At 67.8% G+C, this 23,350-nt stretch carries 19 protein-coding genes; 14 read left to right on the plus strand and 5 right to left on the minus strand.

Going from position 1 to position 23,350, the window contains the following annotated elements:
- Nucleotides 1–16: 16 nt before the first annotated feature.
- From fdh to nrfD, 3 genes are read left to right on the plus strand one after another with little or no spacing between them, the layout of a single operon-like run.
- On the plus strand, nt 17–3,280 hold the full coding sequence (fdh, locus tag ACAG25_RS20995) for a formate dehydrogenase (RefSeq protein WP_370490409.1): 3,264 nt from the start codon (nt 17–19) through the stop codon (nt 3,278–3,280).
- A complete protein-coding gene (locus tag ACAG25_RS21000; protein WP_370490410.1) occupies nt 3,280–4,212 on the plus strand; it encodes a 4Fe-4S dicluster domain-containing protein in 933 nt (310 codons plus the stop codon). Before fdh ends, ACAG25_RS21000 begins: the two co-directional genes overlap by 1 nt.
- The gene (gene nrfD / locus ACAG25_RS21005) at nt 4,209–5,147 is read left to right on the plus strand and encodes an NrfD/PsrC family molybdoenzyme membrane anchor subunit (protein ID WP_370490411.1); all 939 of its coding nucleotides are present in this window, start codon (nt 4,209–4,211) and stop codon (nt 5,145–5,147) included. Before ACAG25_RS21000 ends, nrfD begins: the two co-directional genes overlap by 4 nt.
- Here the strand turns inward: nrfD and ACAG25_RS21010 are convergent.
- Entirely contained in the window at nt 5,144–6,925 is a 1,782-nt protein-coding gene (locus ACAG25_RS21010; protein WP_370490412.1) for a thiamine pyrophosphate-requiring protein, read from the minus strand. The genes nrfD and ACAG25_RS21010 overlap by 4 nt on opposite strands.
- Before the next feature lie 79 nt (nt 6,926–7,004).
- On the opposite strand from ACAG25_RS21010, the gene ACAG25_RS21015 reads away from it, so the two are divergent.
- The 4 genes from ACAG25_RS21015 to ACAG25_RS21030 all read left to right on the plus strand — a co-directional run bounded on the left by ACAG25_RS21015 (nt 7,005) and on the right by ACAG25_RS21030 (nt 12,546).
- Entirely contained in the window at nt 7,005–8,372 is a 1,368-nt protein-coding gene (locus tag ACAG25_RS21015) for a wax ester/triacylglycerol synthase family O-acyltransferase (protein WP_370490413.1), read from the plus strand.
- Between the two features lie 73 nt (nt 8,373–8,445).
- Complete coding sequence (locus ACAG25_RS21020) at nt 8,446–9,909, plus strand: serine/threonine-protein kinase (RefSeq protein ID WP_370490414.1); 1,464 nt, start codon at nt 8,446–8,448, stop codon at nt 9,907–9,909.
- Between the two features lie 138 nt (nt 9,910–10,047).
- Nucleotides 10,048–11,394, plus strand: coding sequence for an MFS transporter (locus tag ACAG25_RS21025; protein WP_370490415.1), 1,347 nt, complete (start codon nt 10,048–10,050; stop codon nt 11,392–11,394).
- Between the two features lie 15 nt (nt 11,395–11,409).
- Complete coding sequence (locus tag ACAG25_RS21030) at nt 11,410–12,546, plus strand: serine hydrolase domain-containing protein (RefSeq protein WP_370490416.1); 1,137 nt, start codon at nt 11,410–11,412, stop codon at nt 12,544–12,546.
- Here ACAG25_RS21030 and ACAG25_RS21035 read toward each other — a convergent pair.
- Nucleotides 12,543–14,702, minus strand: coding sequence for a hypothetical protein (locus ACAG25_RS21035; protein WP_370490417.1), 2,160 nt, complete (start codon nt 14,700–14,702; stop codon nt 12,543–12,545). The genes ACAG25_RS21030 and ACAG25_RS21035 overlap by 4 nt on opposite strands.
- Nucleotides 14,696–15,769: a LamG-like jellyroll fold domain-containing protein gene (locus ACAG25_RS21040; protein ID WP_370490418.1), complete on the minus strand. Its 1,074-nt coding sequence runs from the start codon at nt 15,767–15,769 to the stop codon at nt 14,696–14,698. Before ACAG25_RS21040 ends, ACAG25_RS21035 begins: the two co-directional genes overlap by 7 nt.
- 102 nt (nt 15,770–15,871) lie before the next feature.
- On the opposite strand from ACAG25_RS21040, the gene ACAG25_RS21045 reads away from it, so the two are divergent.
- From ACAG25_RS21045 to ACAG25_RS21060, 4 genes are all read left to right on the plus strand, one after another.
- On the plus strand, nt 15,872–16,660 hold the full coding sequence (locus tag ACAG25_RS21045; RefSeq protein ID WP_370490419.1) for a maleylpyruvate isomerase N-terminal domain-containing protein: 789 nt from the start codon (nt 15,872–15,874) through the stop codon (nt 16,658–16,660).
- Complete coding sequence (locus ACAG25_RS21050) at nt 16,657–17,355, plus strand: DsbA family protein (RefSeq protein WP_370490420.1); 699 nt, start codon at nt 16,657–16,659, stop codon at nt 17,353–17,355. Before ACAG25_RS21045 ends, ACAG25_RS21050 begins: the two co-directional genes overlap by 4 nt.
- A 227-nt stretch (nt 17,356–17,582) precedes the next feature.
- Nucleotides 17,583–18,206, plus strand: a complete 624-nt coding sequence (locus ACAG25_RS21055) for a hypothetical protein (protein ID WP_370490421.1) — start codon at nt 17,583–17,585, stop codon at nt 18,204–18,206.
- Between the two features lie 62 nt (nt 18,207–18,268).
- The gene (locus tag ACAG25_RS21060; RefSeq protein ID WP_370490422.1) at nt 18,269–19,078 is read left to right on the plus strand and encodes a DUF1206 domain-containing protein; all 810 of its coding nucleotides are present in this window, start codon (nt 18,269–18,271) and stop codon (nt 19,076–19,078) included.
- 141 nt (nt 19,079–19,219) lie between these two features.
- Here ACAG25_RS21060 and ACAG25_RS21065 read toward each other — a convergent pair whose 3' ends face one another.
- Nucleotides 19,220–19,672, minus strand: a complete 453-nt coding sequence (locus tag ACAG25_RS21065) for a lipoprotein LpqH (protein WP_370490423.1) — start codon at nt 19,670–19,672, stop codon at nt 19,220–19,222.
- Nucleotides 19,673–19,797: 125 nt separating this feature from the next.
- Between ACAG25_RS21065 and ACAG25_RS21070 the strand changes: the two genes are divergently transcribed.
- Genes ACAG25_RS21070 through ACAG25_RS21080 form a run of 3 tightly spaced genes read left to right on the plus strand, consistent with a single transcriptional unit; the run spans nt 19,798 to nt 22,346 of the window.
- Nucleotides 19,798–20,109, plus strand: coding sequence for a DUF2563 family protein (locus tag ACAG25_RS21070; protein ID WP_370490424.1), 312 nt, complete (start codon nt 19,798–19,800; stop codon nt 20,107–20,109).
- Nucleotides 20,109–21,635, plus strand: a complete 1,527-nt coding sequence (locus ACAG25_RS21075; protein WP_370490425.1) for a hypothetical protein — start codon at nt 20,109–20,111, stop codon at nt 21,633–21,635. Before ACAG25_RS21070 ends, ACAG25_RS21075 begins: the two co-directional genes overlap by 1 nt.
- 6 nt (nt 21,636–21,641) lie before the next feature.
- Nucleotides 21,642–22,346: a hypothetical protein gene (locus ACAG25_RS21080; RefSeq protein ID WP_370490426.1), complete on the plus strand. Its 705-nt coding sequence runs from the start codon at nt 21,642–21,644 to the stop codon at nt 22,344–22,346.
- Between the two features lie 12 nt (nt 22,347–22,358).
- Here the strand turns inward: ACAG25_RS21080 and ACAG25_RS21085 are convergent, their stop codons facing one another.
- Entirely contained in the window at nt 22,359–23,210 is an 852-nt protein-coding gene (locus ACAG25_RS21085; protein WP_370490427.1) for a DUF2293 domain-containing protein, read from the minus strand.
- Nucleotides 23,211–23,350: the final 140 nt, after the last annotated feature.

Consider the following 23,350-nt stretch of genomic DNA (forward strand, 5'->3'; position numbering starts at 1 on the left):
GGGTAGGAGGTACGGCGTGGACATCAAGGGCTTGTTCCAGTCATGGCCGGTGTACCGGCAGCTGACCGGCTCCGACAAGCTCGGCCGCGGCAAGGCCGCCCAAAGCCCGCGCAGCCTCTCGCTCACGCCCCGGACCGTCGAGGCCGACCGCGTCGTGAAGTCGGTGTGCCCGTTCTGCGCGGTCGGCTGCGCGCAGAACGTGTACGTCACGGACGAGAAGGTCGTCCAGATCGAAGGCAACCCGGACAGCCCCATCTCCCGGGGTCGGCTGTGTCCGAAAGGCTCTGCCAGCAAGCAGCTCGTCACGGGTCCGCAGCGTGAGACCACCGTCCGCTACCGCGCGCCGTATGCCACCGAATGGCAGGACCTCGACCTCGAGACCGCCATGGACATGGTCGCCGATCGCGTGCTCAACGCTCGCGACCGGGGTTGGCAGCAGTTCGACGCCGACCGCCACACGCTGCGTCGCACGCTGGGTCTTGCCAGCCTGGGCGGCGCCACGCTGGACAACGAAGAGAACTACCTGATCAAGAAGTTGTTCACCGCGCTGGGAGCGTTGCAGATCGAGAATCAGGCGCGCATATGACACAGCGCCACGGTTCCCGGTCTGGGAGCCTCCTTCGGTCGCGGCGGGGCGACGGACTATCAGCAGGATCTCGTCAACTCTGACTTCATCGTCATCATGGGCTCGAACATGGCCGAGGCGCACCCGGTCGGGTTCCAGTGGGTGATGGAGGCCAAGGCCCGGGGCACGCAGGTAGTGCACATCGATCCGCGATTCACGCGCACCAGCGCGCTCGCCGACCGGCATGTGCCGCTGCGCGCGGGCAGCGACATCGCGTTCCTCGGCGGGGTGATCAACTACATCCTGTCCAACGAACTCGACTTCCGGGAGTACGTCACCGCCTACACCAACGCATCGTTCATCGTCGACGAGGACTTCCAGGACACCGAGGATCTCGGCGGCCTGTTCTCCGGGTACGACGGGGAGACGGCGTCCTACGACCCGTCGAGCTGGCAGTACGAGAGCACCGACGCCGAGGGCGGCGGCGCCGGCGCCAAGGAACGCGGCGCAGCCGATCAGGCCGGTTCGGGTGGGCCGCCGGTCGAGGGGGCCTCCACCGACATCCCGAACGACCCGACGTTGCAGCACCCAAGGTGCGTCTACCAGATCCTCAAACGGCACTACGCCCGCTACACCCCGGAGATGGTCGAGCGGGTGTGCGGCGTCCCGGCAGCGGATTTCCTTGCGGTGGCCCGCAAGTGGGCTGAGAACTCCGGGCGGGACCGCACCGCGGCGCTGGTGTACAGCGTGGGCTGGACGCAGCACACCCTCGGCGCGCAGTTCATCCGTGCCGGGTCGATCATCCAGCTGCTGCTCGGCAACATCGGCCGTCCCGGAGGTGGAGTGTTCGCGCTGCGCGGGCACGCCAGCATCCAGGGCTCCACCGATGTGCCCACGTTGTTCAACCTGCTGCCCGGTTACCTCGAGATGCCCCGAGCCGGTCACGAGGCGCTGAGCGACTACCTCGACGACATCATGGGCAAGAAGCAGAAAGGCTTCTGGCGCAACGCCGACACCTATATGGTGTCGCTGCTCAAGGAGTACTGGGGCGACCACGCCACGGCCGACAACGACTTCTGTTTCGACTATCTGCCCCGCATCAACGGCGACCACGGCACCTACCGCACCGTGATGGACATGGTCGACGGAAAGGTGTTCGGCTACTTCCTGCTCGGCCAGAATCCGGCGGTCGGGTCGGCCCACGGTCGGTTGCAGCGCCTCGGCATGGCCAACCTGGACTGGCTGGTGGTGCGCGACCTGGTGATGATCGAGAGCGCGACGTTCTGGAAGGACAGCCCGGAGATCGAGACCGGCGAGATCAGTCCCGAGACCTGCCGCACCGAGGTGTTCTTCTTCCCGGCCGCCTCGCACGTCGAGAAGTCCGGCACGTTCACCCAGACCCAGCGGATGCTGCAGTGGCGCGACCAGGCCGTCGAACCGCCCGGCGACGCCCGTTCGGAGCTGTGGTTCTTCTACCACCTGGGCCGCAAGCTGCGCGAAAAGCTTGCGGGGTCAACCGATCCGCGAGACCGTCCGCTGCTGGATCTGTGGTGGGACTACGAATTGGACGGCGACGAACCGTCGGCCGAGGATGTGCTGCGCCGCATCAACGGCGTCGACCTGACCACCGGTCGCGCCATCGACGGTTACATGGATCTCAAGGCCGACGGGTCCACCGCGTGTGGCTGCTGGATCTACAGCGGGGTGTACGCCGAGGAGGTCAACCAGGCCCGCCGGCGTAAACCGCACACTGAACAGGGCCCGTACGACAACGAGTGGGGCTGGACCTGGCCGCTGAATCGCCGCGTGCTCTACAACCGGGCCTCGGCCGATCCGCAGGGCCGGCCGTGGAGTGAACGCAAGAAGCTGGTCTGGTGGGACCCGGAGAAGGGGGAGTGGACCGGCTACGACACCCCGGATTTCGAGAAGACCAAGCCGCCCGACTATGTGCCGCCCGAGGGTGCCGAAGGGGTCGAGGCGCTGCGCGGTGATGACGCGTTCATCATGCAGGCCGACGGCAAGGCCTGGCTGTTCGCGCCCGACGGTGTCGCCGACGGACCGTTGCCGACGCACTACGAGCCGCACGAGTCGCCGGTACGCAACCCGCTTTACCAGCAGCAGGGCAACCCCGCGCGCAAAGTGTATGGGCGAGCGGACAATCCGTCGAACCCGTCCTGGCCTGACGCGCACGGCGAGGTGTTCCCGTTCGTGTTCACCGCGGCCCGCCTCACCGAGCACCACACCGCCGGCGGGATGAGCCGTCAGCTGCCGTACCTGTCGGAGTTGCAGCCGGCCTTGTTCGTCGAGGTGTCCCCGGAGCTGGCGCGCATCCGCGGGCTGACGCACATGGAGTGGGCGCACGTGATCACCAGCCGCGCCGCGGTCGACGCGCGGGTGTTCGTCACCGACCGAATGCGGCCGCTGCGGGTGGAAAACGAAGTGGTGCACCAGGTATGGATGCCCTACCACTGGGGCGGTTCCGGTCTGATCGACGGCGACGTGGTCAACGACCTGCTCGGGGTGGTCGCCGACCCGAACGTGTTCATCCAGGAGAGCAAGGTGGCCACCTGCGACGTCCAGCCGGGCCGCCGGCCGCGCGGACCGGCGCTGCTGCAGTACATCGCGCTGTATCGCGAGCGCGCCGGCATCACGGTCGAAACCGGCACCGACCTGGACACCACGCAGATATCGCCGGACCACACCGAGGAGACCTGATGGGCGCCAGCGAGAAGCGCAGCGGATCGCGCATCGGCCCGACCAGTTTCTACGGTCCGCTGGACGATCCCGCCGCCGACGCGGGTTATGACGGGCATCCGCCACGGGTCGGGTTCTTCACCGACACGTCGGTGTGCATCGGTTGCAAAGCCTGCGAGGTCGCGTGCAAGGAATGGAACGCGGTGCCCGTCTCCGGGGAGGGGAACGGCTTCGATCTGCTGGGCATGTCGTTCGACAACACCGGTGAGCTCGGCGCGAACTCGTGGCGGCACGTGGCGTTCATCGAGCAACCCGCCCGGCAGGTCGAGGACCTCGGCATGCCTGCGTTCCACCGGCCCGGTGACGTCACCGGCGCGGAGACCCGGCAGGACTTCCGCTGGTTGATGGCCTCGGATGTGTGCAAGCACTGCACCCACGCCGGATGTCTGGACGTCTGCCCGACGGGGGCGTTGTTCCGCACGGAGTTCTCGACGGTGGTTGTGCAGCAGGACATCTGCAATGGGTGCGGTTACTGCGTGTCCGGATGCCCGTATGGCGTGATCGAGCGGCGCGAAGGCGACGGCCGGGCGTGGAAGTGCACGCTGTGCTACGACCGGCTGCGCGACGGTCTCGAGCCCGCGTGTGCGAAGGCGTGCCCGACCGACTCGATCCAGTTCGGGGTGCTCGACGAGCTGCGCGAGCGCGCCGCGCTGCGCGTGGAGGAACTGCACGAGCGCGGCTTCCCGGAGGCGCGGCTCTACGGTCACGACCCCGATGACGGCGTGGGCGGCGACGGCGCGTTCTTCCTGCTGCTCGACGAGCCGGAAGTCTATGGGCTGCCGCCTGATCCGGTGGTGCCCACCCGCGACGCGGGCGCGATGTGGCGCTATGCCGGGATCGCCGCGTCGGCCTTGGTCGGTATGGCGGTGTCGGCGTTCCTGGGGAAGTCGTGAAAGAACATCTCGCGGTCCCCAAGGCCGAGTTCCGGTCCTACTACGGGCGGCAGATCCTCAAGACGCCGGTGTGGAACTGGATGATCGCGGCATACCTGTTCAGCGGTGGCCTGTCGGCGGGGTCGGCGCTGCTGGCCGCGGGTGCGGATCTGACCGGCCGGCCGGGCCTGCGGCGGGTGTCGCGGGTCGGCGCGCTGGCCAGCCTGTTGGCCAGTATGTACTTCTTGATCGGCGACCTCGGCCGGCCGGAGCGGTTCCACCACATGCTGCGGGTCGCCAAGCCCAGCTCGCCGATGAGCATGGGTACCTGGATGCTCGGGGCCTACGGGCCGGGCGCGGGTGTGGCGGCGGTCGCCGAGCTGATGCCGGCGCGGCTGCGACGCACGTGGGTCGGCCGGCTGGTCGACAAGCTGGCCCGCCCGGCCGGGCTGGAGGCCGCAGCCGTGGCGCCGGGGGTGGCGTCCTACACCGCGGTTCTGTTGTCGCACACGGCTGTTCCGGCGTGGCGCGAGGCGCACCCGTACCTGCCGTTCATCTTCGTCGGATCGGCGGCGGCGAGCGGTGCGGGGCTGGGCATGCTGCTGGCCCCGGTCGCGGAGACCGGACCCGCGCGGCGGATGGCCGTAGCGGGCGCGGCGCTGGAGGTCGCGGCGTCGCGGACGATGGAACGGAAGCTGGGAATCGAGGGCGAGGCCTACACCACCGGCCCGCCGCACCGGTATCGGCAACTCTCGGAAGTGCTGACGGTGGCGGGCGCGGTGGGCGCCGTGGTAGGCCGGCGCCGGTGGTCGATCGCGGCGTCGGGTGCGGCGCTGCTGGCCGGCAGTGCGCTGCAGCGTTTCGGGGTGTTCGAGGCCGGGGTTGCTTCGACGAAGGACCCGAAATACGTTGTGGTGCCGCAACGGGAACGGCTCAACGCCGCAGAACGCGTCTAGCGGTCCTGCTCGGCGGCGCGCTGGCGCAGCACCCGGTCCCGTGCGGCTTTCCCGTCGTCCTCCTCGGCGAGCGCACCGAGCACGGTCTCGGCCTTGCCGTCGGGTAGCAGCGGCGGAAGCAGGGGCGTCGCCGCGTCGACGACCGCTTCGATGACGACGGGCCGGTCGGCTTCGAACGCGCGTTGCCACGCCACCGTCGCCTGGGCCGACTCGGTGATGCGGATGCCGGTCAGCCCCAGCATCGTGGCGTAGTCGGCGTACGGGAACTCCGGCACGCGCTGCGATGCGGGGAAGCGTGGGTCGCCTTCCATTTCCCGTTGCTCCCAGGACACTTCGGCGAGGTCGCCGTTGTGCAGAACCAGCACCACGAAGCGGGGGTCCGTCCACTGCGGCCAGCGGTCGGCGAGGGTGATGAGCTCCAGCAGGCCCGACATCTGCATGGCACCGTCGCCGACGAGCGCGACCACCGGCCGGTCCGGTGCGTCGAGTTTGGCGGCCAGCCCGTAGGGCAGCGCACATCCCATCGACGCCAAATATCCCGACACATGTGCCGGCACCCCGGGCGGCAGCCGCAGATGCCGGGCGTACCAGTACGTCACCGATCCGACGTCGACGGCGACCTGCGCGTTGCCGGGCAGGAACTCCGAGAGTTCGTGGACGACGAATTCCGGGTTGGCGTGGACGGTCTTCTCGCGGCAGCGCTGTTCGCGCAGCGCGAGCCACCGGCCGGTCCAGTGGTGCACCTGCCGCTCCCACGAACGGTCGGTCGCCGGAACCAGCAGCGGCAGCAGATCGGAAAGCGCTTGACGCGCATCGCCGCTGACCGCCACGTCGACGGGATACTTCGCACCCAGCACCCGCGGCTCGATGTCGATCTGCACGGCCCGCGCCTGCCCGGGGGCCGGGTAGAACTCCGTCCACGGATCGTTGGACCCGACGATGAGCAGGGTGTCGCAGTGCCGCATCAACTCGGCTGAGGCGGTGGTGCCGAGGTGGCCCATCACGCCGGTGTGCCACGGCGGCGATTCGTCGAGCACCGGCTTGCCCAGCAGCGACGTCGTCACCCCGGCGCCGATGCGGTCGACCACCGCCGCGATCTCCTCGTCCGCGCCGGCCGCGCCGCGACCCACCAGCAGCGCCACCTTCTCGCCGGCGTTGATCACGTCGGCCGCGGCGCGGATCTGCTCGGCCGGGGCGTGGGTGTGGGGGCGGGCCGACTTCGCCGCCGAGGCGATCACGCCGTGGCTGTGGGCCACCTCGTCGGGCATCTCGGCCTTCTGCACGTCGTGCGGCACGATCAGACACGTCGGGGTGGAGGTGGCGATGGCGGTGCGCATCGCGTTGTCCAGCGCGGGCAGCACCTGCTCGGGCGCGAACACGGTCTGCACGTACTGCGCGCACACGTCCTTGAACAGCGCGTGCAGGTCCACCTCCTGCAGGTAGCCACTGCCGAGCGCGGTGGTCACCACCTGCCCGACGATCGCCACCACCGGGCGACGGTCCAGCTTCGCGTCGTAGAGCCCGGCCAGCAGGTGGATGGCACCGGGTCCCTGGGTGGCCAGACACACCCCGACCTCGCCGGTGTACTTCGCGTGCCCGCATGCGGCGAATGCGGCCAGCTCCTCGTGCCGGGTGGCGACGTACTCGGGTCCGCCGGCCCGGTGCAGCGCCCCCAGCAGGGTGTTGACGCCGTCGCCGGCGTATCCGAACACCCGGGTGACATCCCAGTCGCGCAGGCGGTTGATCAGGGCGTCGGCGACGTTCGTGGCGGAGGTCATTCGACGCGGGCTACCCGCGGCCCACCCGGTGAAACCCGTGCCCGTTTGACGAACTTGTCAATGGGGGTACGTCGGGTGGGTGGAACGGCTCAGTGGTCTGGATGCGGGTTTGTTGTACAGCGAATCGGCGGCGGTACCGCTGCACGTGTGCTCGGTGCTCGAGCTGGACACCTCGACGGTTCCGGGCGGATACAGCTACGAGAAGTTCCGCACCGAACTGGCCAAACGGATCCCCGCGGTGCCGGAGTTTCGCACCAAGCTCGGCGACAGCAGCTTGAATCTCGATCATCCGGTGTGGGTGGAGGACAAGGACTTCGACCTGTCCCGCCACGTGCACCGCGTCGCGGTTCCGGCGCCCGGTGGGCGCGAGGAGCTCGCCGAGGTGTGCGGTCAGATCGCCTCGACACGACTGGACCGCACCAAACCCCTCTGGGAGTTGTGGGTGATCGAAGGCACCGGCGAGAACTCGCTGGCCTTGATGATCAAGGTGCATCACGCGGCGGTCGACGGGGTGTCGGCGGCCAACCTGCTCAACCAGCTGCTCGACGTCGAACCCGACGCGGCGCCGCCGGACCCGGTGGACGGGCCCGGTGACGCGTCGCGGCTGGAGATCGCGGTGGACGGACTGGTCCGGTTCCTGACCCGGCCGCTGCAGCTGACCCGGGCGATTCCGACCACCGCGGCCATGGTGGCCAAGACCGTCAACCGGGCGGTCACCGGCTCGGCGATGGCCGCGCCGTTCTCCGCGCCGCACACCCGCTTCAACGCGCACCTGACCGGGGACCGCAGCATCGCGCTGGCGCAGCTGAACCTCAACGACGTCAAGAAGGTCAAGAACACCTTCGGTGTCAAGGTCAATGACGTGGTGATGGAGCTGTGCTCGGGGGCGCTGCGCGGCTTCCTGGCCGACCGCGACGAGCTTCCCGACAAGCCGCTGATCGCGGTGGTCCCGGCGTCGGTGCACGGCATGACCGACCGGCCGGGGCGCAATCAGCTGTCGGGGATGTTCTGCAACCTGCACACCGACATCGACGACCCGGCCGAGCGGCTGCGGACCATCGCCGAATCCAATACGCGGGCAAAGGATCACAGCGGGTCACTGGGGCCGACGTTGCTGATCGACCTGGCGCAGAGCATCTCGCGCACTGGCTACACGTGGCTGCTGGGCGTGCTGTCGCGTGCGCCGTTGAGCAACACCGCGATCCACAACGCGGTGATCTCCAACGTCGCGGGCCCGCCCACGACGCTGTACAGCTGCGGCGCCGAGGTCAAGGCGCTGTATCCGCTGGGTCCGATCTTCCACGGCTCGGGCCTCAACATCACCGTGATGTCGCTGGCGGACACGCTCAACGTCGGGATCATCTCGTGTCCTACGCTCGTCGACGACCTGTGGGATCTGGCCGACCGGTTCGCCGACGAGTTGGAGGCGTTGGTGAGGTGCTGCTGACCTTGCGTTAGGCCGGCGTTAGGCGGGTGCGCGATCCGGGAAGCCTACGAGGCGGTCGAGACGAAAGGACAGCATGAAAGGCGGCTTCCGGTTGGGCACCCGGTTCGGGCCCTACGAGCTGCAGTCGCTGATCGGCGTCGGCGGGATGGGCGAGGTGTACCGCGCCTATGACACCGCGCGCGAGCGGATGGTCGCGATCAAGCTGCTGCGGCCGGAGATGGCGGCCGACCCCAGCTTTCAGCAGCGGTTCCGCCGCGAGTCCCGGGTGGCTGCGCGGCTGCAGGAGCCCCACGTCATCCCGGTGCACAACTTCGGTGAGATCGACGGGGTGCTCTACATCGACATGCGCCTGGTCGACGGCGCGAGCCTCAAAGAGGTGCTGCGTGCCGAGGGCGCGCTGCCGCCGGAACGAGCGGTGGCGATCGTCCGGCAGGTCGCCTCGGCGCTGGACGCCGCGCACGCCAACGGGCTGGTGCACCGCGACATCAAACCGGAGAACGTGCTGCTGACCGCCGACGACTTTGCCTACCTGGTCGACTTCGGCATCGCGCACGGCGGCGGCGAGGCGTCGGTCACCTCGACCGGCCTGGTGGTCGGCTCGAGTGCGTATATGGCGCCGGAACGGTTCAGCGGTGACCGCGGCGGCCCGGCGTCCGACGTGTACTCGCTGTCCTGCTTGCTCTACGAGACGCTGACCGGACGCGCCCCGTTCTCGGCCGGGGACCTGCGGCAGGTGATGGGTGCCCACATGTTCACCCCGCCGCCGCGGCCCAGCATCATGCGCCGCGGCGTCAACCGCGCGTTCGACGACGTGATCGCCCGCGGCATGGCCAAGACGCCGCGCGACCGCTACGCGTCGGCCGGTGAGCTGGCCCAGGCCGCGTCGGCGGCGCTGTCGGCGCCGTCACCACCGGAGGGTCCGGGGTCGACGCGCCAGTTCTCCACGGTGTATCCGAACCCCGAGGCCACTGGGTACGCGCCGTACCCGCCGCCCCCACCGCCTCCTCCTGCTTCGCCCGCGCCGGTGTCGGGGCGGCGCTTCGGCCGCGGACAGGTGGCGTTGATGGCCGCGACGGCCGTGCTGTTCGTCGCGGCCCTGGTGCTGGCCGTGGTGCTGGTGTTCGGTGGGGACACCGCGCCGACGTCGCCGCGGTTGTCCGCGCCGCCGCAGACGTCGTCGTCGGCACCCGGCACCAGCGCCGCGCCGGTGTCGGGGGTCTCGGGCACCGATGCGCAAGGCTTCGTGGGCCACACCGCGCGGTGCGCGTCGGGCAGCAGCCCGACGGCGATGATCCGGACGTCGTTGTCGCTGGCGATCATCTGCGAGACCTCCGACGGCGACCTCTACTACCGCGGTGAGCGCCTGCGCGACGGCGCGAACATCCGCATCGACAACGTGCGTCGCTCCGGGGACGGGTACGTCGCGGTCAACCCGGCCGACGGGGCGCGCTACGACGTGCAGCCCGATCAGCTCACCATCTCCAGCAACGGCAGCGTGGACTCGGCGGAACCCGCGCTGGAGTCCGGCTTCCGGTGAGCGATGCTCGGCGGCGCAAAAGTGCACTCACGGTAGTTGCCGAGCACGGATCACGACGCTGGGAACACTTTCGCGAATTCCTCACCCTCGGGGTCAGCGTTGCGGCAGGGTGGCGTCGGAACTGATGAGAGGACGGCGATGACCTCGACCACCACGACCCCGCTGCCCCGGTCCACCGCGGCGCAGACCCGCCGCGCGATCTGGAACACCATCCGCGGGTCGTCGGGCAACCTCGTCGAGTGGTACGACGTCTACGTATACACGGTCTTCGCAACGTATTTCGAAGGCCAGTTCTTCGCCGCATCGGAGAAGAACTCCACGGTGTACGTGTACGCGATCTTCGCGATCACGTTCGTGATGAGACCGATCGGGTCGTGGTTCTTCGGCCGCTTCGCCGACCGTCGCGGCCGGCGCGCAGCGCTGACGGTCAGCGTGTCGCTGATGGCGTTGTGCTCGCTGATCATCGCGCTGGTGCCGTCGCAGGCATCGATCGGCATCGCGGCGCCGATCATCCTGGTGCTGGCCCGGCTGCTACAAGGCTTCGCCACCGGCGGCGAGTACGGCACGTCGGCGACGTACATGTCGGAGGCGGCGACGCGGGAGCGGCGCGGATTCTTCTCGTCGTTCCAGTACGTGACGCTCGTCGGCGGCCACGTACTGGCGCAGTTCACGTTGCTGGTCCTGCAGTCGTTCCTGACCGACGACCAGCTGCGGGAGTTCGGTTGGCGCATCGCGTTTGCCATCGGTGGCGTGGCCGCGGTGGTGGTGTTCTGGCTGCGCCGCACGATGGACGAGACGCTGTCTGAGGACGTCATCGAGGTGGCGACAGCCGGTGAGGAACGGGCCGCCGGGTCGATGCGTGAGCTGGTGACGCAGCACTGGCGCGGGTTGTTGCTGTGCTTCCTGATCACCATGGGCGGCACGGTTGCGTTCTACACCTACAGCGTGAACGCGCCGGCGATCGTCAAGAGCACCTATACCGACGCCGCGATGACCGCCACCTGGATCAACCTGATCGGCCTGATCTTCCTCATGCTGTTGCAGCCGGTGGGCGGCATGATCAGCGACAAGGTGGGCCGCAAGCCGCTGCTGGTGTTCTTCGGGACCTGCGCCCTGTTCTACACCTACGTGCTGATCACATTCCTGCCCCAGACCCAGTCCCCGCTGGTGTCTTTCGCGATCGTCGCGGGCGGCTACATCATCCTGACCGGATACACGTCGATCAACGCGTTGGTGAAATCCGAGTTGTTCCCCGCGCATGTGCGCGCGCTCGGTGTGGGGCTCGGCTATGCGCTGGCCAACTCGGCGTTCGGCGGCACCGCGCCGCTGATCTACCAGGCGCTCAAGGAGCAGGACCGGGTGCCGCTGTTCATCGGCTACGTGACGGTGTGCGTCGCGGTGTCGTTGGTGGTGTACATCTTCTTCCTGCGCAACAAGTCCGACACCTACCTGGACCGGGAGCGCGGGTCCGCGTTCCGGGCGTGAGAAAAGGAGATCGCATTGGGTTTCGAACGGATCGACGAGCTTCTCGAAGGCGTGACCGCCGAAGGCGCGCTGCACGGCGTGGCCGCCACCGTGGTGGGTCGTGACGGTGTCCTGTACCAGGGTGCGGCCGGAGATGCGCGGCCCGACACGATGTTTCGCAATGCATCGATGACGAAGGCCGTCGCGACTACCGCGGCGCTGCAACTCGTCGAGCAGGGCCGCGTCGAGTTGGACGCGCCCGTCGCGTCGATCGTTCCCGAGTTCGGCGAGCTCCAGGTGCTCGAGGGTTTCGAGGCCGGCGAGCCGGTCCTGCGTGCGCCGAAGACGCAGGCGACGGTCCGTCAGCTGATGACCCACACGGCCGGCTGCGGCTACCACTTCCTCAACGAGAAGCTCTTCACGTACTGCACCGAGCACGGCTTCCCTAATCCGCTGGAGGGCATCAAGCAGAGCATCAGCGCACCGCTGGTGCACGACCCGGGCACGGTGTGGGAGTACGGCGTGAGCACCGACTGGGTGGGCATGGTCGTCGAGGCGGTCAGCGGCCGGTCGCTGGCCGACTACCTCGCCGAACACGTCTACGGTCCGCTCGGCATGACGGATTCGACGTTCGATCCGACCGATGAGCAGCGGGGCCGGTTGTTGCCCATCCGTTTTCGGGCGCCGGACGGCGGCCTCCTCGCCACCGATCTGGACCTGCCGGCCCAGCCGGAGTGGGACGCCGCCGGCCACGGGTCGTACGGCACCGTCAGCGACTACGGGCGCTTCGTGCGGGCCTGGCTCAACGGTGGAGAGCTCGACGGCGCACGCATCCTCAAGGAGGAGACGGTGGAACTCGCGCTGCGCGACCACCTCGACGGTGCGCCGCTGCCCAAGCTGCTGGAGCCGACCATCCCGGAGCTGGCCAAACCGGCACCTCTGCTCGATGTGCCGCAGGGCTGGGGTCTGGGTTTTCATCTGTACCTGACCGACCTGCCCGGCATGCGCAGCGCTGGTTCGGCCGACTGGTCGGGTCTGTTCAACAGCTTCTACTGGATCGACCGAAAGGCAGGCATCGGCGCGGTCATCGCGACGCAGCTGCTGCCCTTCTTCGACGACAAGATGGTCGAGACGATCCTGACCTTCGAGGCGGCGGTTTACGCCGAACTCTAGAGCGTTAGCAGGCCTCTGGCGTCGCCCTCGGCCACGGCGGTGAGAAACATCTTCCAGTACTCCGGGAACTTCGGGCCGCAGCGCCGTTGCACCAGATCGTCGATCACCCGTTGCCCCCACCGGCCGCGGAAACCGTTCTGCAGGTCGTCCGACGGCCACCACACCTGGGTGGCCCGGTCGACGACGAAGCCGTAGGTCCTGCCGTTCGCCGAGAACCCTTCCTGGGTGCGCCAGTCCTGCACGTCCGATCCCGCATCCGGCACGGGAAGATTCGCCGGCTTGACGGTGCGGCCCTCGCCTGGTGCGGCGGGCGCCTGGTCTGGGGTCGGGGGATCTCCAGGAGTCGCGCTCTCGAGGTACCCCCCACCGGCGGAGGCGACCAATTCGAGGTATGCCGCGAAGAGCGCCGGTCCCAGCGCGCCGAGGAGAGCGCCGGCGACCAACTTCGCCACGAGGACCGCGTCGGAGGGCTCCGGGGACGTGTCCCCGCCGGGAATCACCGGGGGCTCATCGAATAGGGCGCAGTGCGCGGGTGGGGACGGGTAGGGCCGGACGTCGTGCTGGCCGGGTGTGGTGTAGAGGCTGTGTGAACCGCGCGCGACATACAGGCGTGGATGGTCGTCGATGACCTCCGGTTGAATCGGTGCCGTCGCCGAACCGGCCCGCCACGCCTCGACGCTGATTACCGTGCGGCGATCGTCGTCGAACGCATGCGGCCGAAAGCCTTGTGCACCGATGGGTGCCGGCCGCAACCCCGTGTGCCCGAAGAACCTGGGCGTGAAGCTCTGCGGCGAACCCGTTTCGTCGCCTTCGAGGAGCAGCGCCATGCACTGCCAGTCACCGGCGTGACACCCGACTTCCTGTGCCTCGACGTTCGGGCAGGCGCCGGCACCGACAGTTTCCACGTGCGCAGGGAAGAACAGGTAGTAGCAGAGCAGGGCCGGATTATCCAGGCGTGCAACAATTCTGCTGAGGTTGGGGGTGGTGACTGTCGCGGCCAGTCTGCTGAGGCGGTCGGTGTCGAACACCTCGGCGTGATACCAGAAGCGGCTGGGTTCGAGGTCCGTGGCGTACCGGTCGGCGATCTCGCCACGGTCGGCGTAGACATTGACCTTGCCGGGGAACACGCCGGTGTGGTGAACCTGGTCCTTGTCCTTCCAGCCGCCCACGTCGAGGAAACGCTCGTCGTTGGGTCCGGCGGTGAGTAGCCCGGGTCCACCCAGGTAGGTCCCACCTTCGGTGGGGAGTCCTCGGAGTTGGCCGGCCGGGACCTCGGGTTGGCGCGGGAACGGTGTGCCCGGTGGCCCGCCCCACCGGCCCGGGCTGTCGAACGGTGCAGTGGCGCTCCACAATTGGGCGGCCTCGACGAACCTTTTGGTATCGGACGGGAAGAACACCTCGTCGGGATGGAAGAACAGCACCGGTTCGAAGCGGCGGGCGAGAATTTCTCTGGGATCGCCCTGGGGTGGCGGCGGTGTGACGACCGGTGCCGCCTTGATTTCCATGACGATCGCTGCGGCGTCTTCTGTTCCGGCCCAGGACCATTCGCAGGTGGAGGCGCCGACATCGGCTGCCTGGGTTTGCAGCGTCGCGCCCTGCCCCAGGTTCTGGCGCGGCATGACTTCGTGGATCTCGGTGAAGCCCGGGTCCGGGGTGACCGGACGGGCCACGTTGTTGACGAGCTCGACCACGACGGCGCCGACCGTCGCGTTGCGCAGCGGGTCCGCGGATGTCGTCAACGTCAACGTCACCGGTGAACCGGACGTTGTCCCGATCTGGCTCTGCGTAATCGCGCCCGCGCCCGCCGCCCCGTCGGTGTCAACCCCGGTGAACTCCACGATCGACCAGGCACAGAGATCCTGGGTCTGGTCGCCGAAGTCGATGGTGACCGGACCTGTGGTCGGGGCCGGTCCCATGGCGCGGAAACAGCTCAGTCGCCGGTTGACCTGTGCGCCGCCGAGCACGGTCTGCACCTGCCGCCACGGCAGACCGTTACCGGACAGCGTCGGCAGTGACGGCGTACCACCGAGGGCGGGACGGAAACTCACGACGAAAGCCAGCACCAGCGCCTGGCCGGCGGGTGTGACGATGTCGCTGTTGTAGGACAGCGCGTTCGTCACGCTGCTGCCGGAGGTGAGGGCGTTGCGGGTCACCATGCGCCGGCTCCGTCACTGAGTAGATCTGTGAACGCGGGGTCGCATGTCAGCGGCGGCACCAACGAGAGCAGCTGCTTCCAACAGGGGTCGCCGAGCAGTTCCTGTATCGCCGGTTCCTGGGTTGGGTCCACGCCCTCGGACTGCAGTGATGCGGTCAGCGACATGATGATCGGTGCGATGGCCGCGAGATCACCTGCCGCCCAGTGTTGTTGATAGTCCGCGGCGGCCTGCAGCCAGGTCGCGCGGCTCTGCGGGGAGCGGGTCAATGCGTCGGCCCCGCCGTGGTGGACCGCGGCGGCGATCAGGGCGGCGATCCGGCCCGGGCAGTCGCTGTTGTTCTGTCCCAGCGCATCGAACGCGGCGGCGAGCTGTTCGAACCACGTGGCCCAGCAATCGGCAGTGACCGGGTCCATCGGCCGGTCGATGAAGGCACGGCCGACGCGGTCCGGGTCGAGCCGCCAGACCCGCACCTCGTCGATGCGCCCCGACATGCCGGACGCAGACGGCGAGGGGGTGGTGACGAAGTCGCCGATGGCGACGACGTCGGCTGGTTTCACGGGCCACAGCGGCCGCACGATGCGTGCGACCGGGGTGCCGTCGACAGACAGTTCGACCGTCGAGACCCCGTCGTGGAAGAAGCCGAGACGCACCCACTGGCCGACCGGCAGGGAAACCGGTGGGCCGATGCCGTTGAGATCCGTTGTGATGTCCGTGTATTGGTGCGGGGATTCGTCGAACCAGCAGCCGAGGGCGCCGCTGCGCCGGTAGAAGTAGAACGAGCGGGCATCGATGAGGACGTCGATGCCCGCGGCGGTGTCGAACCGGCAGACGACCTCCCCGCGGACACCGGTCAGCGGGTTCCAGCCCGCCGTCGGGGGCACGACGATCTTCGCCCCGCTGTGGAAGAAGACTGCGCCGGATCCGAGCGTTGCCCCATCGGTGTGGAAGTCGGCGTCGACGAGGTTGACTGCGGTGCCGTGGCTTCCGCGCCGCGGCGAGTGATCGAAGATCACCCCGGGCGTGCCCTGGTAGGTGTGGTGGAGGATCAGTTCCCAGGAATCAGCCATGTGTGCCCCTGCGTCGGCCGTTGTCCACGACGCTAGCGCACAGTCGGCTGTCATTTCGGGCGTTTTGCCGCGGTAAGGCCGTCTCAGCGCTAGAGAGGAGACGTGACGACCCCGAGCACCCGAAGCCTGGATGAGATCCGCGGCGCCCTCGAGCACTGTTACGCCGCGCTGGAAGCATTGTGCGCCGACCTCGACGACGACGAGTGGCAGACGCAGTCACTGTGCCCGGACTGGACGGTCCGCGGCGTCTTCGACCACGTCGTCAGCATCGAGGCGGTTCTGGCCGGCTGGTTGCCGCAGGACGACACGTCGCTGCCGCCGTTCGACCGGGCCACGGAGTTCCTCGCCGACACCACCCCGTACCTGGAGAAGATGCGCGCGGTCTTCGACCTGCGCCGGCGCGATCTGGCCGCACTGACCAGCGCCGACCTCGACCGCCCCTCCTGGACCCCCGTCGGACCGGGCACCTACGGTCGCTTTCTCCAGATCCGCGTCTTCGACATCTGGGTGCATGAACGCGACATCACCACCCCGCTTGGCCGGGCCACCGACGACACCGGCGTCGCGGCGGAGATCGCGCTGGCCCAGGTGGAGAACTCGATCGGCTACATCGTCGGCAAGAAGGTCGGTCTGCCCGAGGGCAAAAGCCTCACGTACAACCTCACCGGACCGATCGTCCGCCAGCTGCACGTCGCTGTCGACGGCCGAGCCGCACGCGTCGACCACCTGGACCACCCCGACGTGACCGTGACGACCGACTCCACGACGTTCATCCAGCTCGCCTGCGGCCGAATTGATCCGCAGGCTCAGATCGACTCCGGAGCAGTCCGGTGGGAGGGCGACGACGCTCTTGGTGACCGCGCCGCCCGCAACCTGAGGTTCACGATGTGACTGCGCGACCTGTCTCCGTCGACTTCCACTTCGACGTCATGTGCCCGTTCGCGTATCAGACGTCGCGGTGGATCCGCGCCGTGCGTGATCGCACCGGTCTCGAAGTGAACTGGCGGTTCTTCAGCCTCGAGGAGATCAACCGTCAGGAGGGCAAGAAGCACCCGTGGGAACGGGAGTGGTCCTACGGCTGGTCGATGATGCGCATCGGGGCGCTGCTGCGCCGACACTCGATGGCCGATGTCGACGCATGGTACGAGCGCGCGGCCCGAGCCCTGCACGTCGAAGGACACAAGCCGCACGAAAAGGCCGTCGCCCGAGTCCTTCTGGATGAGATCGGCCTTGATCCCGGACTGGTCGACCAGGCCATCGCCGATCCGACGACCAGCGACGAGGTGATGGCCGACCATCAGCGCGTCGTCGACGCCGGCGGCTACGGGGTGCCGACGCTGTTCTTCCCCGACGGGCAGTGCTTGTTCGGCCCGGTGCTGATCGATCCGCCGCTGGACGAGGCGGCGGTGCGGCTGTGGGACGCCGTCGTCGCGTGGACGGAATTCCCGCATCTCTACGAGCTGCAGCGGCCGAAGACGCCCGCCGACCAGCAGGCGATCACCGAGACGCTCCGGCCGTATCTGGAGGCCAGGGACTGGGTCTCGATCAACCGTGGCAAGGTCATCAACTTCGACACGCAGCGCTGAGGGGGCCGAAATCAGCGCTCTGGGGTCGGTCGGACGTGCGGCAGAATCGCACGAGTGTTGGTCGTCGGAGATGTGGAGTGTCCCTAGTAGATCTGCCGGAGCCGCCCGGCTGGAACCGGTCGCGTGGGTTCTTCACACTTGCCGCGATTGTCGGACTCGGCGCCGCGGCGGCGTACCTGTACTGGGCCGTGACGGCCGCAATCCGCGGGGGCTATCTGACAGCCGCGGTGGCGATCGGGCCGGTCGTCTTCATCGTGTCGATGGGGGTGGCGGTGGCGATGGTACGGGCGGGTCGCATGCCTCCTCGGACAACCGCGGATGCGACGGGCTTCTGGGTGGCGCCGGACCGGCGATTCACCATCACGGTATTCATCGGCATCGTCGCGTTCATCCCAAGCGGGGTGTTGTTCACGTTTCTCGTCCCGCTGGGCTGGATCGACTTGCCGCTCAACGCGGGGATGCGAATCTTCGGATCGATCGCTTTTGGAATGGTTACCTTCATCGGCATCGCTGGGTTGATCGTCGCGGGGCGCCGTGGAGAGGCGGGTCACGTCAAACTGACCCCGGCCATGGTGGAGAATACTGACATCCTCTCGACGAGGTTGTTCGAGTGGGACGACATCGACGATGTTGCGGACCACGCGACGACACGAAAAGCTCATCGCGCGGTGGTCCTTCGACTGCGTGACGGCCGCGAAGAGATCATCTCCATGGCCGACGTGTATCTCCCGGGCGGAGCTGCGCTGTACTGGCTCGTCCGTCACTACTGGCGACATCCCGAGGACCGCGCCGAGTTGGCCGACGGCCGTGTCGCGCAGCGGCTGCGCGAGGGCCGGTTCGACCTGGAGTAGCGGTCCAGTTTCGTCCGCCGGAGCGCCGGGTAACTGACTCCGGTGTCAGGGCAGGGCGGTTCATGAGCTTCAAGGGCGCGGTGAATCGGGCCACCGACAGCCGCACCGTGGAGTGGATCGCCCGCGCCGGCTATCCCGTCAACGGACTCCTGCACGTCCTCATCGCCTACATCATCGTGCAGATCGCGTTCGGGTCCTCCGGTGACGCCGACCAGACCGGGGCACTGGCCACGCTGGCCGAGCAGCCCGGCGGAGAGGCCTCCCTGTGGATCGTCGCGTTCGGCCTTCTGGCGCTGGCGTTGTGGCGGTTGGCCGAGACGGTGCTGGGCTTACACCCCGGGGAGCACAGCTTCGCCCACATGCGTGAATCCCCACTTGTCAACCGCCTCAAGGCGTTCGGGCTGGCGCTGCTCTACATCGCGCTGGCGTTCGCGGCGGTGCAGTTCGCGCTGGGGGTGGGACGGCAGGGTACCGAGCGGGCCGAGGGCCTGAGTGCGCGGCTGATGCAGACCGACGGCGGACAGGTTGTCCTGGTGGCCGTGGGTCTGGCGATCGCCGGGTTCGGCGGCTACTTCGTCTACAAGGGGGCGTCGAAGAAGTTCCTCGATGATCTGACGGTTCCGGGTGGGCGGCTGATCATCGTGCTGGGGATGGCCGGACACGTGGCCGAAGGATTGGTGTTGTTCGCCGCTGGAACCTCGGTGATCGGCGCGACGTTTCTGCACGACCCCACGCGGGCCACCGGGCTGGACGCCGCGGTCGAGGCCATCGGCGACGTGCAGTTCGGACAGGTGATGTTGGTTGCCGCAGCCGTCGGTTTCGCGGCCTACGGCCTGTACAGCTTTGCGCTGACCCGCTACTCGCGGATGTAGCTGGTTCGCCTCGGCCGTATGCGCGAGAAGTTGCGTAACCGCTTGGCGATTTTGGCTGCGGATTTCGCCACCCCGTTACCCAAGCTGCCTCACGACGAGCTGAAGGGTCCGTCGCGCTGCCTCGTTACTCGCGGATGTAGCTCAGCAGGGCGCTTTGAACTCGAACGGCAGATCGCGGGACTGGCCCGGGGTGCCGTCGCTGCCGACCAGGGTTCCCGAGATCGTGTAGACGTCGCCGTCGACGACGGAGGCCTTCGCCTCGCCGAGGTCCGCTCCGGCCACCCCGTGGTGGTCGTCGACGCCTTCAATGTTGACGCTCGTCACCAACGGCTTCGGGCCGCCCAGCTCCACCAGCGCCCGTGCACGGGCGCCCTGGTTTCCGGTCGCGTCGATCTGTAGCAGCCATTCGCTCTGCGTGCACTTGACCGTGCGTGTCATCTGGGTGTGCCCGTCGACGGTCATCCGACCGCTCTCGGCCGACGCTTCCGTCGAGGCCGTTCCGGTCAGTCCACACCCGGCGGTCAGCGCGGCGGCAGCGACGACCGGGAGCAGTCGTCGACGGAGCGGTGACCTCGATGCGGTGGGGAGTTTCATGGAAGGCACCCGGTGAATGTAGGACGCGCCGGGCGCATCCGTCGATGCTTTAACTGGAAATTGATGCGTCGACCCCCGGTCGACCCTCGGTAAGGTTCCTGATCAGCGGTGAGGAGGGGGTTCTGATGTTTGTCGACACCGATCTGCTGCGCTGCGGGGCCCAGTTCTCCGGAAGTGCCGGCGAGATCGCTCAACGAGGGGCGGAGCGATTCGCCGCGGTCGAGTTGACGTCGGGCATCTTCGGCGACTTCGACGCGGCGCACGGACTGGACCGCACCCTGCGACGGGCACGCCAGACGCACGTCGCGGTGATGCAGGACCAGGGCGCCGGGCTCGCGGTCCTTGCGGACAAGGCCACCTCGGCCGCGGCCGTCTTCGTGCGGCAGGACGAGGTCAACGGTGCGGGTGTGCGGTCAGCGGGTCTCCGTTCGGCCTGATGACGCTGCTGCTGAGACACCTCGACGTCGGTGAGCTCACCGGTGCCGCCGGCGGCGATCCGTGGCAGGTGAACAAGACCCTGCAGTGCGGTTCACCCGGGGAGATCAGCGGACTGGCGTCGGCCTTCTATGATGCGGGTCTGTGCAGTCAGGAGACCAGCGACGAGTTCTGGGCCGCCAGGCAGCGCTTCGCCGAGGCCTGGGATCGCCAGGACGGCGGTGACCACCCGATCAACGATTCCGCTGAGGTGCGTCGGGCTACCGAGTCCCTACAGCTGAGTCGCGAACAGCTCAGCCGGATCGCTGTCGACCTGCAAGAGGTGTCGGCGTCGTTGGCCGAGGCGCAGCGCAGCGCCGACATCGCGATCAGCAACCTCGAGGTGAGGTTGCGCATGATCGATGACCAGATCGACCGGGAAATCGCGATCGCCATGGTGGAGGGCCGCACCCCGAAGTGGTCTGACCTGTTGCAGGCCGCGATCGACGCGACCGAGCAGGGCCTCCGCGAGATGCATGCCGTGCGCGACGCGTACGCCGAGCGACTCGACGCCGCACAGGTCGAAATGGCCGCCGAGGGATACCGACCCGACGGTGCATCGGCGGTGGACGGTGTCGGCGACGTTGCGACGAATCCGCACGCGCACGCCGAGGCCCGCCACTACGAACGGAGCCAACGCGGCGCAGACGAGGCGCTGGTGAACTCACCCGGTCCCTGGACACCGGAGAAGCAATCCGCTGCGGGGCGGCTGCGCGACCACGCGACAATCGACGATCCGGCAGCCGGAGTCGACGAGGTGCACCTGGCCGGCGAGCGACTCAACGATCATCGGATGGCTCAGTTCGCCGGTCCGCTGCCCGCCGACACCGTGCTTGGTGGCGACGCCCGCACCCGTGCCCAAGCGAGGCTGCAGATGCAGCAGGTCCTTGAGTCTCCCAACGCTATTCCGGGACGCACGCTCACACCGGACCAGGCGACGCGGATGCTCAATGCGTGGGAGGTCGACGGCCGCGCGATGGTCCTCGACAAACTGGCCACCCAGCTCACCCAGGCCGGCGTCTCCCAGGACGGTGCCGAACGCGCGGTCCGGGAGATTCAGAACGGGAAGTCACCCGCGCAGGTGTTGCGCGACGCCGCAGGAACATTGGCGACGTACGCCAGCGCGATGGGGGAGGGGACGAAAGCCGACGCGCGCGGTCTACCGACCGGCAGTCACTGGGGGACAGCGCCCGTCTGGTCGCACGCAGATGCGGAGGCGCTGAAGGCGTTCGGGTCAAGGCTGGGGCTGGCCGGAACCGTCGTAGACGCTTTTGCCACAGGTTACGACGTCTACAACGGCGCACCGCCAGACGAAGAATTCGCCAGGTTTGGTGGCCGCACGGCCGGTGCTTGGGTAGGAGGCTGGACCGCCGGGGCACTTTGGGGTTCGTTCGTAGGACCACAAGGGACCCTGGCCGTCGGATTTTTGGGTGCCCTAGCGGGCGGTATTGGCGGCGAGGAAGTCGTCGAATGGATGATGGGCAGGTAAAAAGAGGTGTCTAACGACGGCAAATTGCTGCTCATCATCATGGGTGTTTGCGTTGTCATAGCCTTCGGCCAGTCATTTGTCGTTGGTGACGAATCTCGGCAGCGTCGAATCTTCTGGACCTGCACCGCAATCCTCGTAGGAGCCGGTTTCCTGCTGGCCGAGGACGACTGGCGCGGTGGTCTCGTGGTGGCATTCTCACTACTGGCCGTGATGGTGCTGCACGCGTACACCCGAACCAGGTTTGTGAAGATCGGGGGCAAGGTTCGGACGTTTGGTCTGGAAGACAACCGACCGCGGCCTGCCGGTACCGATGAGGGCAGCGCCATTGATCCCGATTACGACCAGGCGCCCGACTCCTATGGTGGCTACCTCACCGCACCTAAGATGTGGTGGCTCGTCGTCTTCACGATGGCGATCTCTGCGGGCAACATCTTCGCGTTTGTCTTCAGCGACGGTGAATGGTGGGTCGCAGCAATAGGGTTGGCTTTCTTGATCTTTCTGTCTGTCATCGGCGGACTCGGTGATGCCAGTTGGGATTACAAGATCGCGCGTGGGCAGTATCTACAGTTCGCGATTGTCACCGTAATGACGGCCGGATTATTTGCGTTCCTGTACTTGATCGCCTTCCAGGCCGCGAAGCGATGGCCCGTCCGGCGCGAGCAGTCCATGGAGTATCGCGCCCACCCGCGGCATCGACGACAGGACGAATGACCATTCGACGGCTCACGCGTCGAGGACGGTAACCCCGTCGCGCCACGCGTCGAGGATGCGATTGAGGCGTGGCTGCACCTTCTGCCGCGACTCGTTGCGGTCGAAGCCGCGCAGCAGCATGTCGTCGTAGCAGGTGTCGGTATGGCGGACGAAGTCGGTGAGGGCCAGCCGCACTGAGTCGAGATCGGTTGAATCGCAACGGGCAAGACGCCCACGGCTGCGGACCGCGATGTAGTAGGCGATCGCCTCGACACGGACGGACGGGCAGCCCGGAAACTCTGCACGGATGATGTCGGCGATCTCGATGCGTAGGCGTTCGTCGACGATCGCCTTACGACGTAGTCGGTGAGGGTCGGCCAGGCATTCGCGAGCGGCCGTTTCGATCGCGACGGGTTCGGTCAGAATTCCTTGGTGTTCATGGCGAAAGCGCCGCGCGTTCCAGCGGAACACCTGGGCGGTGAGTCGGCTGGCCTTCTTGGTGCGGCGGGTCAGGGCGGCGTCACCGGGCGGTAGAAACGCCAGGTGGCCGAGTCCGGCGCACGCGGTGCAGATGCCACCGTTCTTATCCCTGAGCAACAGGTCACCCGACTCTCCGCAGCGACCGCATTCCCACGCGTGGTCAACTGCCAGGATCCCCGGCTCCGCCGACCGGATCGGCAACCGCGGTGCCGGCTCTTCCGCGCGGGCCCAGCGGATTCCGAAGATACGCTCAGCCTCCGGGCTGCGATCAGCGGTAAAGGCCAGACCGCCATAGTTGGTCTCCCACTCCAGGAGATTCTGTGCCTGAGCCCATATCCGCAGGGCATCCAACGCGTCAGCGACATCGTGGTCGTCGACACGCAGGCAGCGGTCCAGCGAGGTCACCACGCCTCGCATCCAAGCATTGAGCCGCGACGGCAGAAGCCACCCCAAACCCACCAGCACGTCGACGGGCGCGACGAAGTGCTGGTCGGCCAGCGTCGCCGCGGCGATCTCCGCGACCCGGACTTGCAGACTTGTCATAG

It is taken from the genome of Mycobacterium sp. pV006 (assembly GCF_041287115.1).
Classification (GTDB): Bacteria; Actinomycetota; Actinomycetes; order Mycobacteriales; family Mycobacteriaceae; genus Mycobacterium.

What these genes read in the sequence shown, in the direction of transcription:
- ACAG25_RS21000 (WP_370490410.1), top strand. Translation starts at nt 3,280, where the DNA reads ATGGGCGCCAGCGAGAAGCGCAGCGGATCGCGCATCGGCCCGACCAGT.
- ACAG25_RS21010 (WP_370490412.1), bottom strand. Translation starts at nt 6,925, where the DNA reads ATGACCTCCGCCACGAACGTCGCCGACGCCCTGATCAACCGCCTGCGC.
- ACAG25_RS21020 (WP_370490414.1), top strand. Translation starts at nt 8,446, where the DNA reads ATGAAAGGCGGCTTCCGGTTGGGCACCCGGTTCGGGCCCTACGAGCTG.
- ACAG25_RS21025 (WP_370490415.1), top strand. Translation starts at nt 10,048, where the DNA reads ATGACCTCGACCACCACGACCCCGCTGCCCCGGTCCACCGCGGCGCAG.
- ACAG25_RS21035 (WP_370490417.1), bottom strand. Translation starts at nt 14,702, where the DNA reads ATGGTGACCCGCAACGCCCTCACCTCCGGCAGCAGCGTGACGAACGCG.
- ACAG25_RS21040 (WP_370490418.1), bottom strand. Translation starts at nt 15,769, where the DNA reads ATGGCTGATTCCTGGGAACTGATCCTCCACCACACCTACCAGGGCACG.
- ACAG25_RS21060 (WP_370490422.1), top strand. Translation starts at nt 18,269, where the DNA reads ATGAGCTTCAAGGGCGCGGTGAATCGGGCCACCGACAGCCGCACCGTG.
- ACAG25_RS21065 (WP_370490423.1), bottom strand. Translation starts at nt 19,672, where the DNA reads ATGAAACTCCCCACCGCATCGAGGTCACCGCTCCGTCGACGACTGCTC.
- ACAG25_RS21070 (WP_370490424.1), top strand. Translation starts at nt 19,798, where the DNA reads ATGTTTGTCGACACCGATCTGCTGCGCTGCGGGGCCCAGTTCTCCGGA.
- ACAG25_RS21075 (WP_370490425.1), top strand. Translation starts at nt 20,109, where the DNA reads ATGACGCTGCTGCTGAGACACCTCGACGTCGGTGAGCTCACCGGTGCC.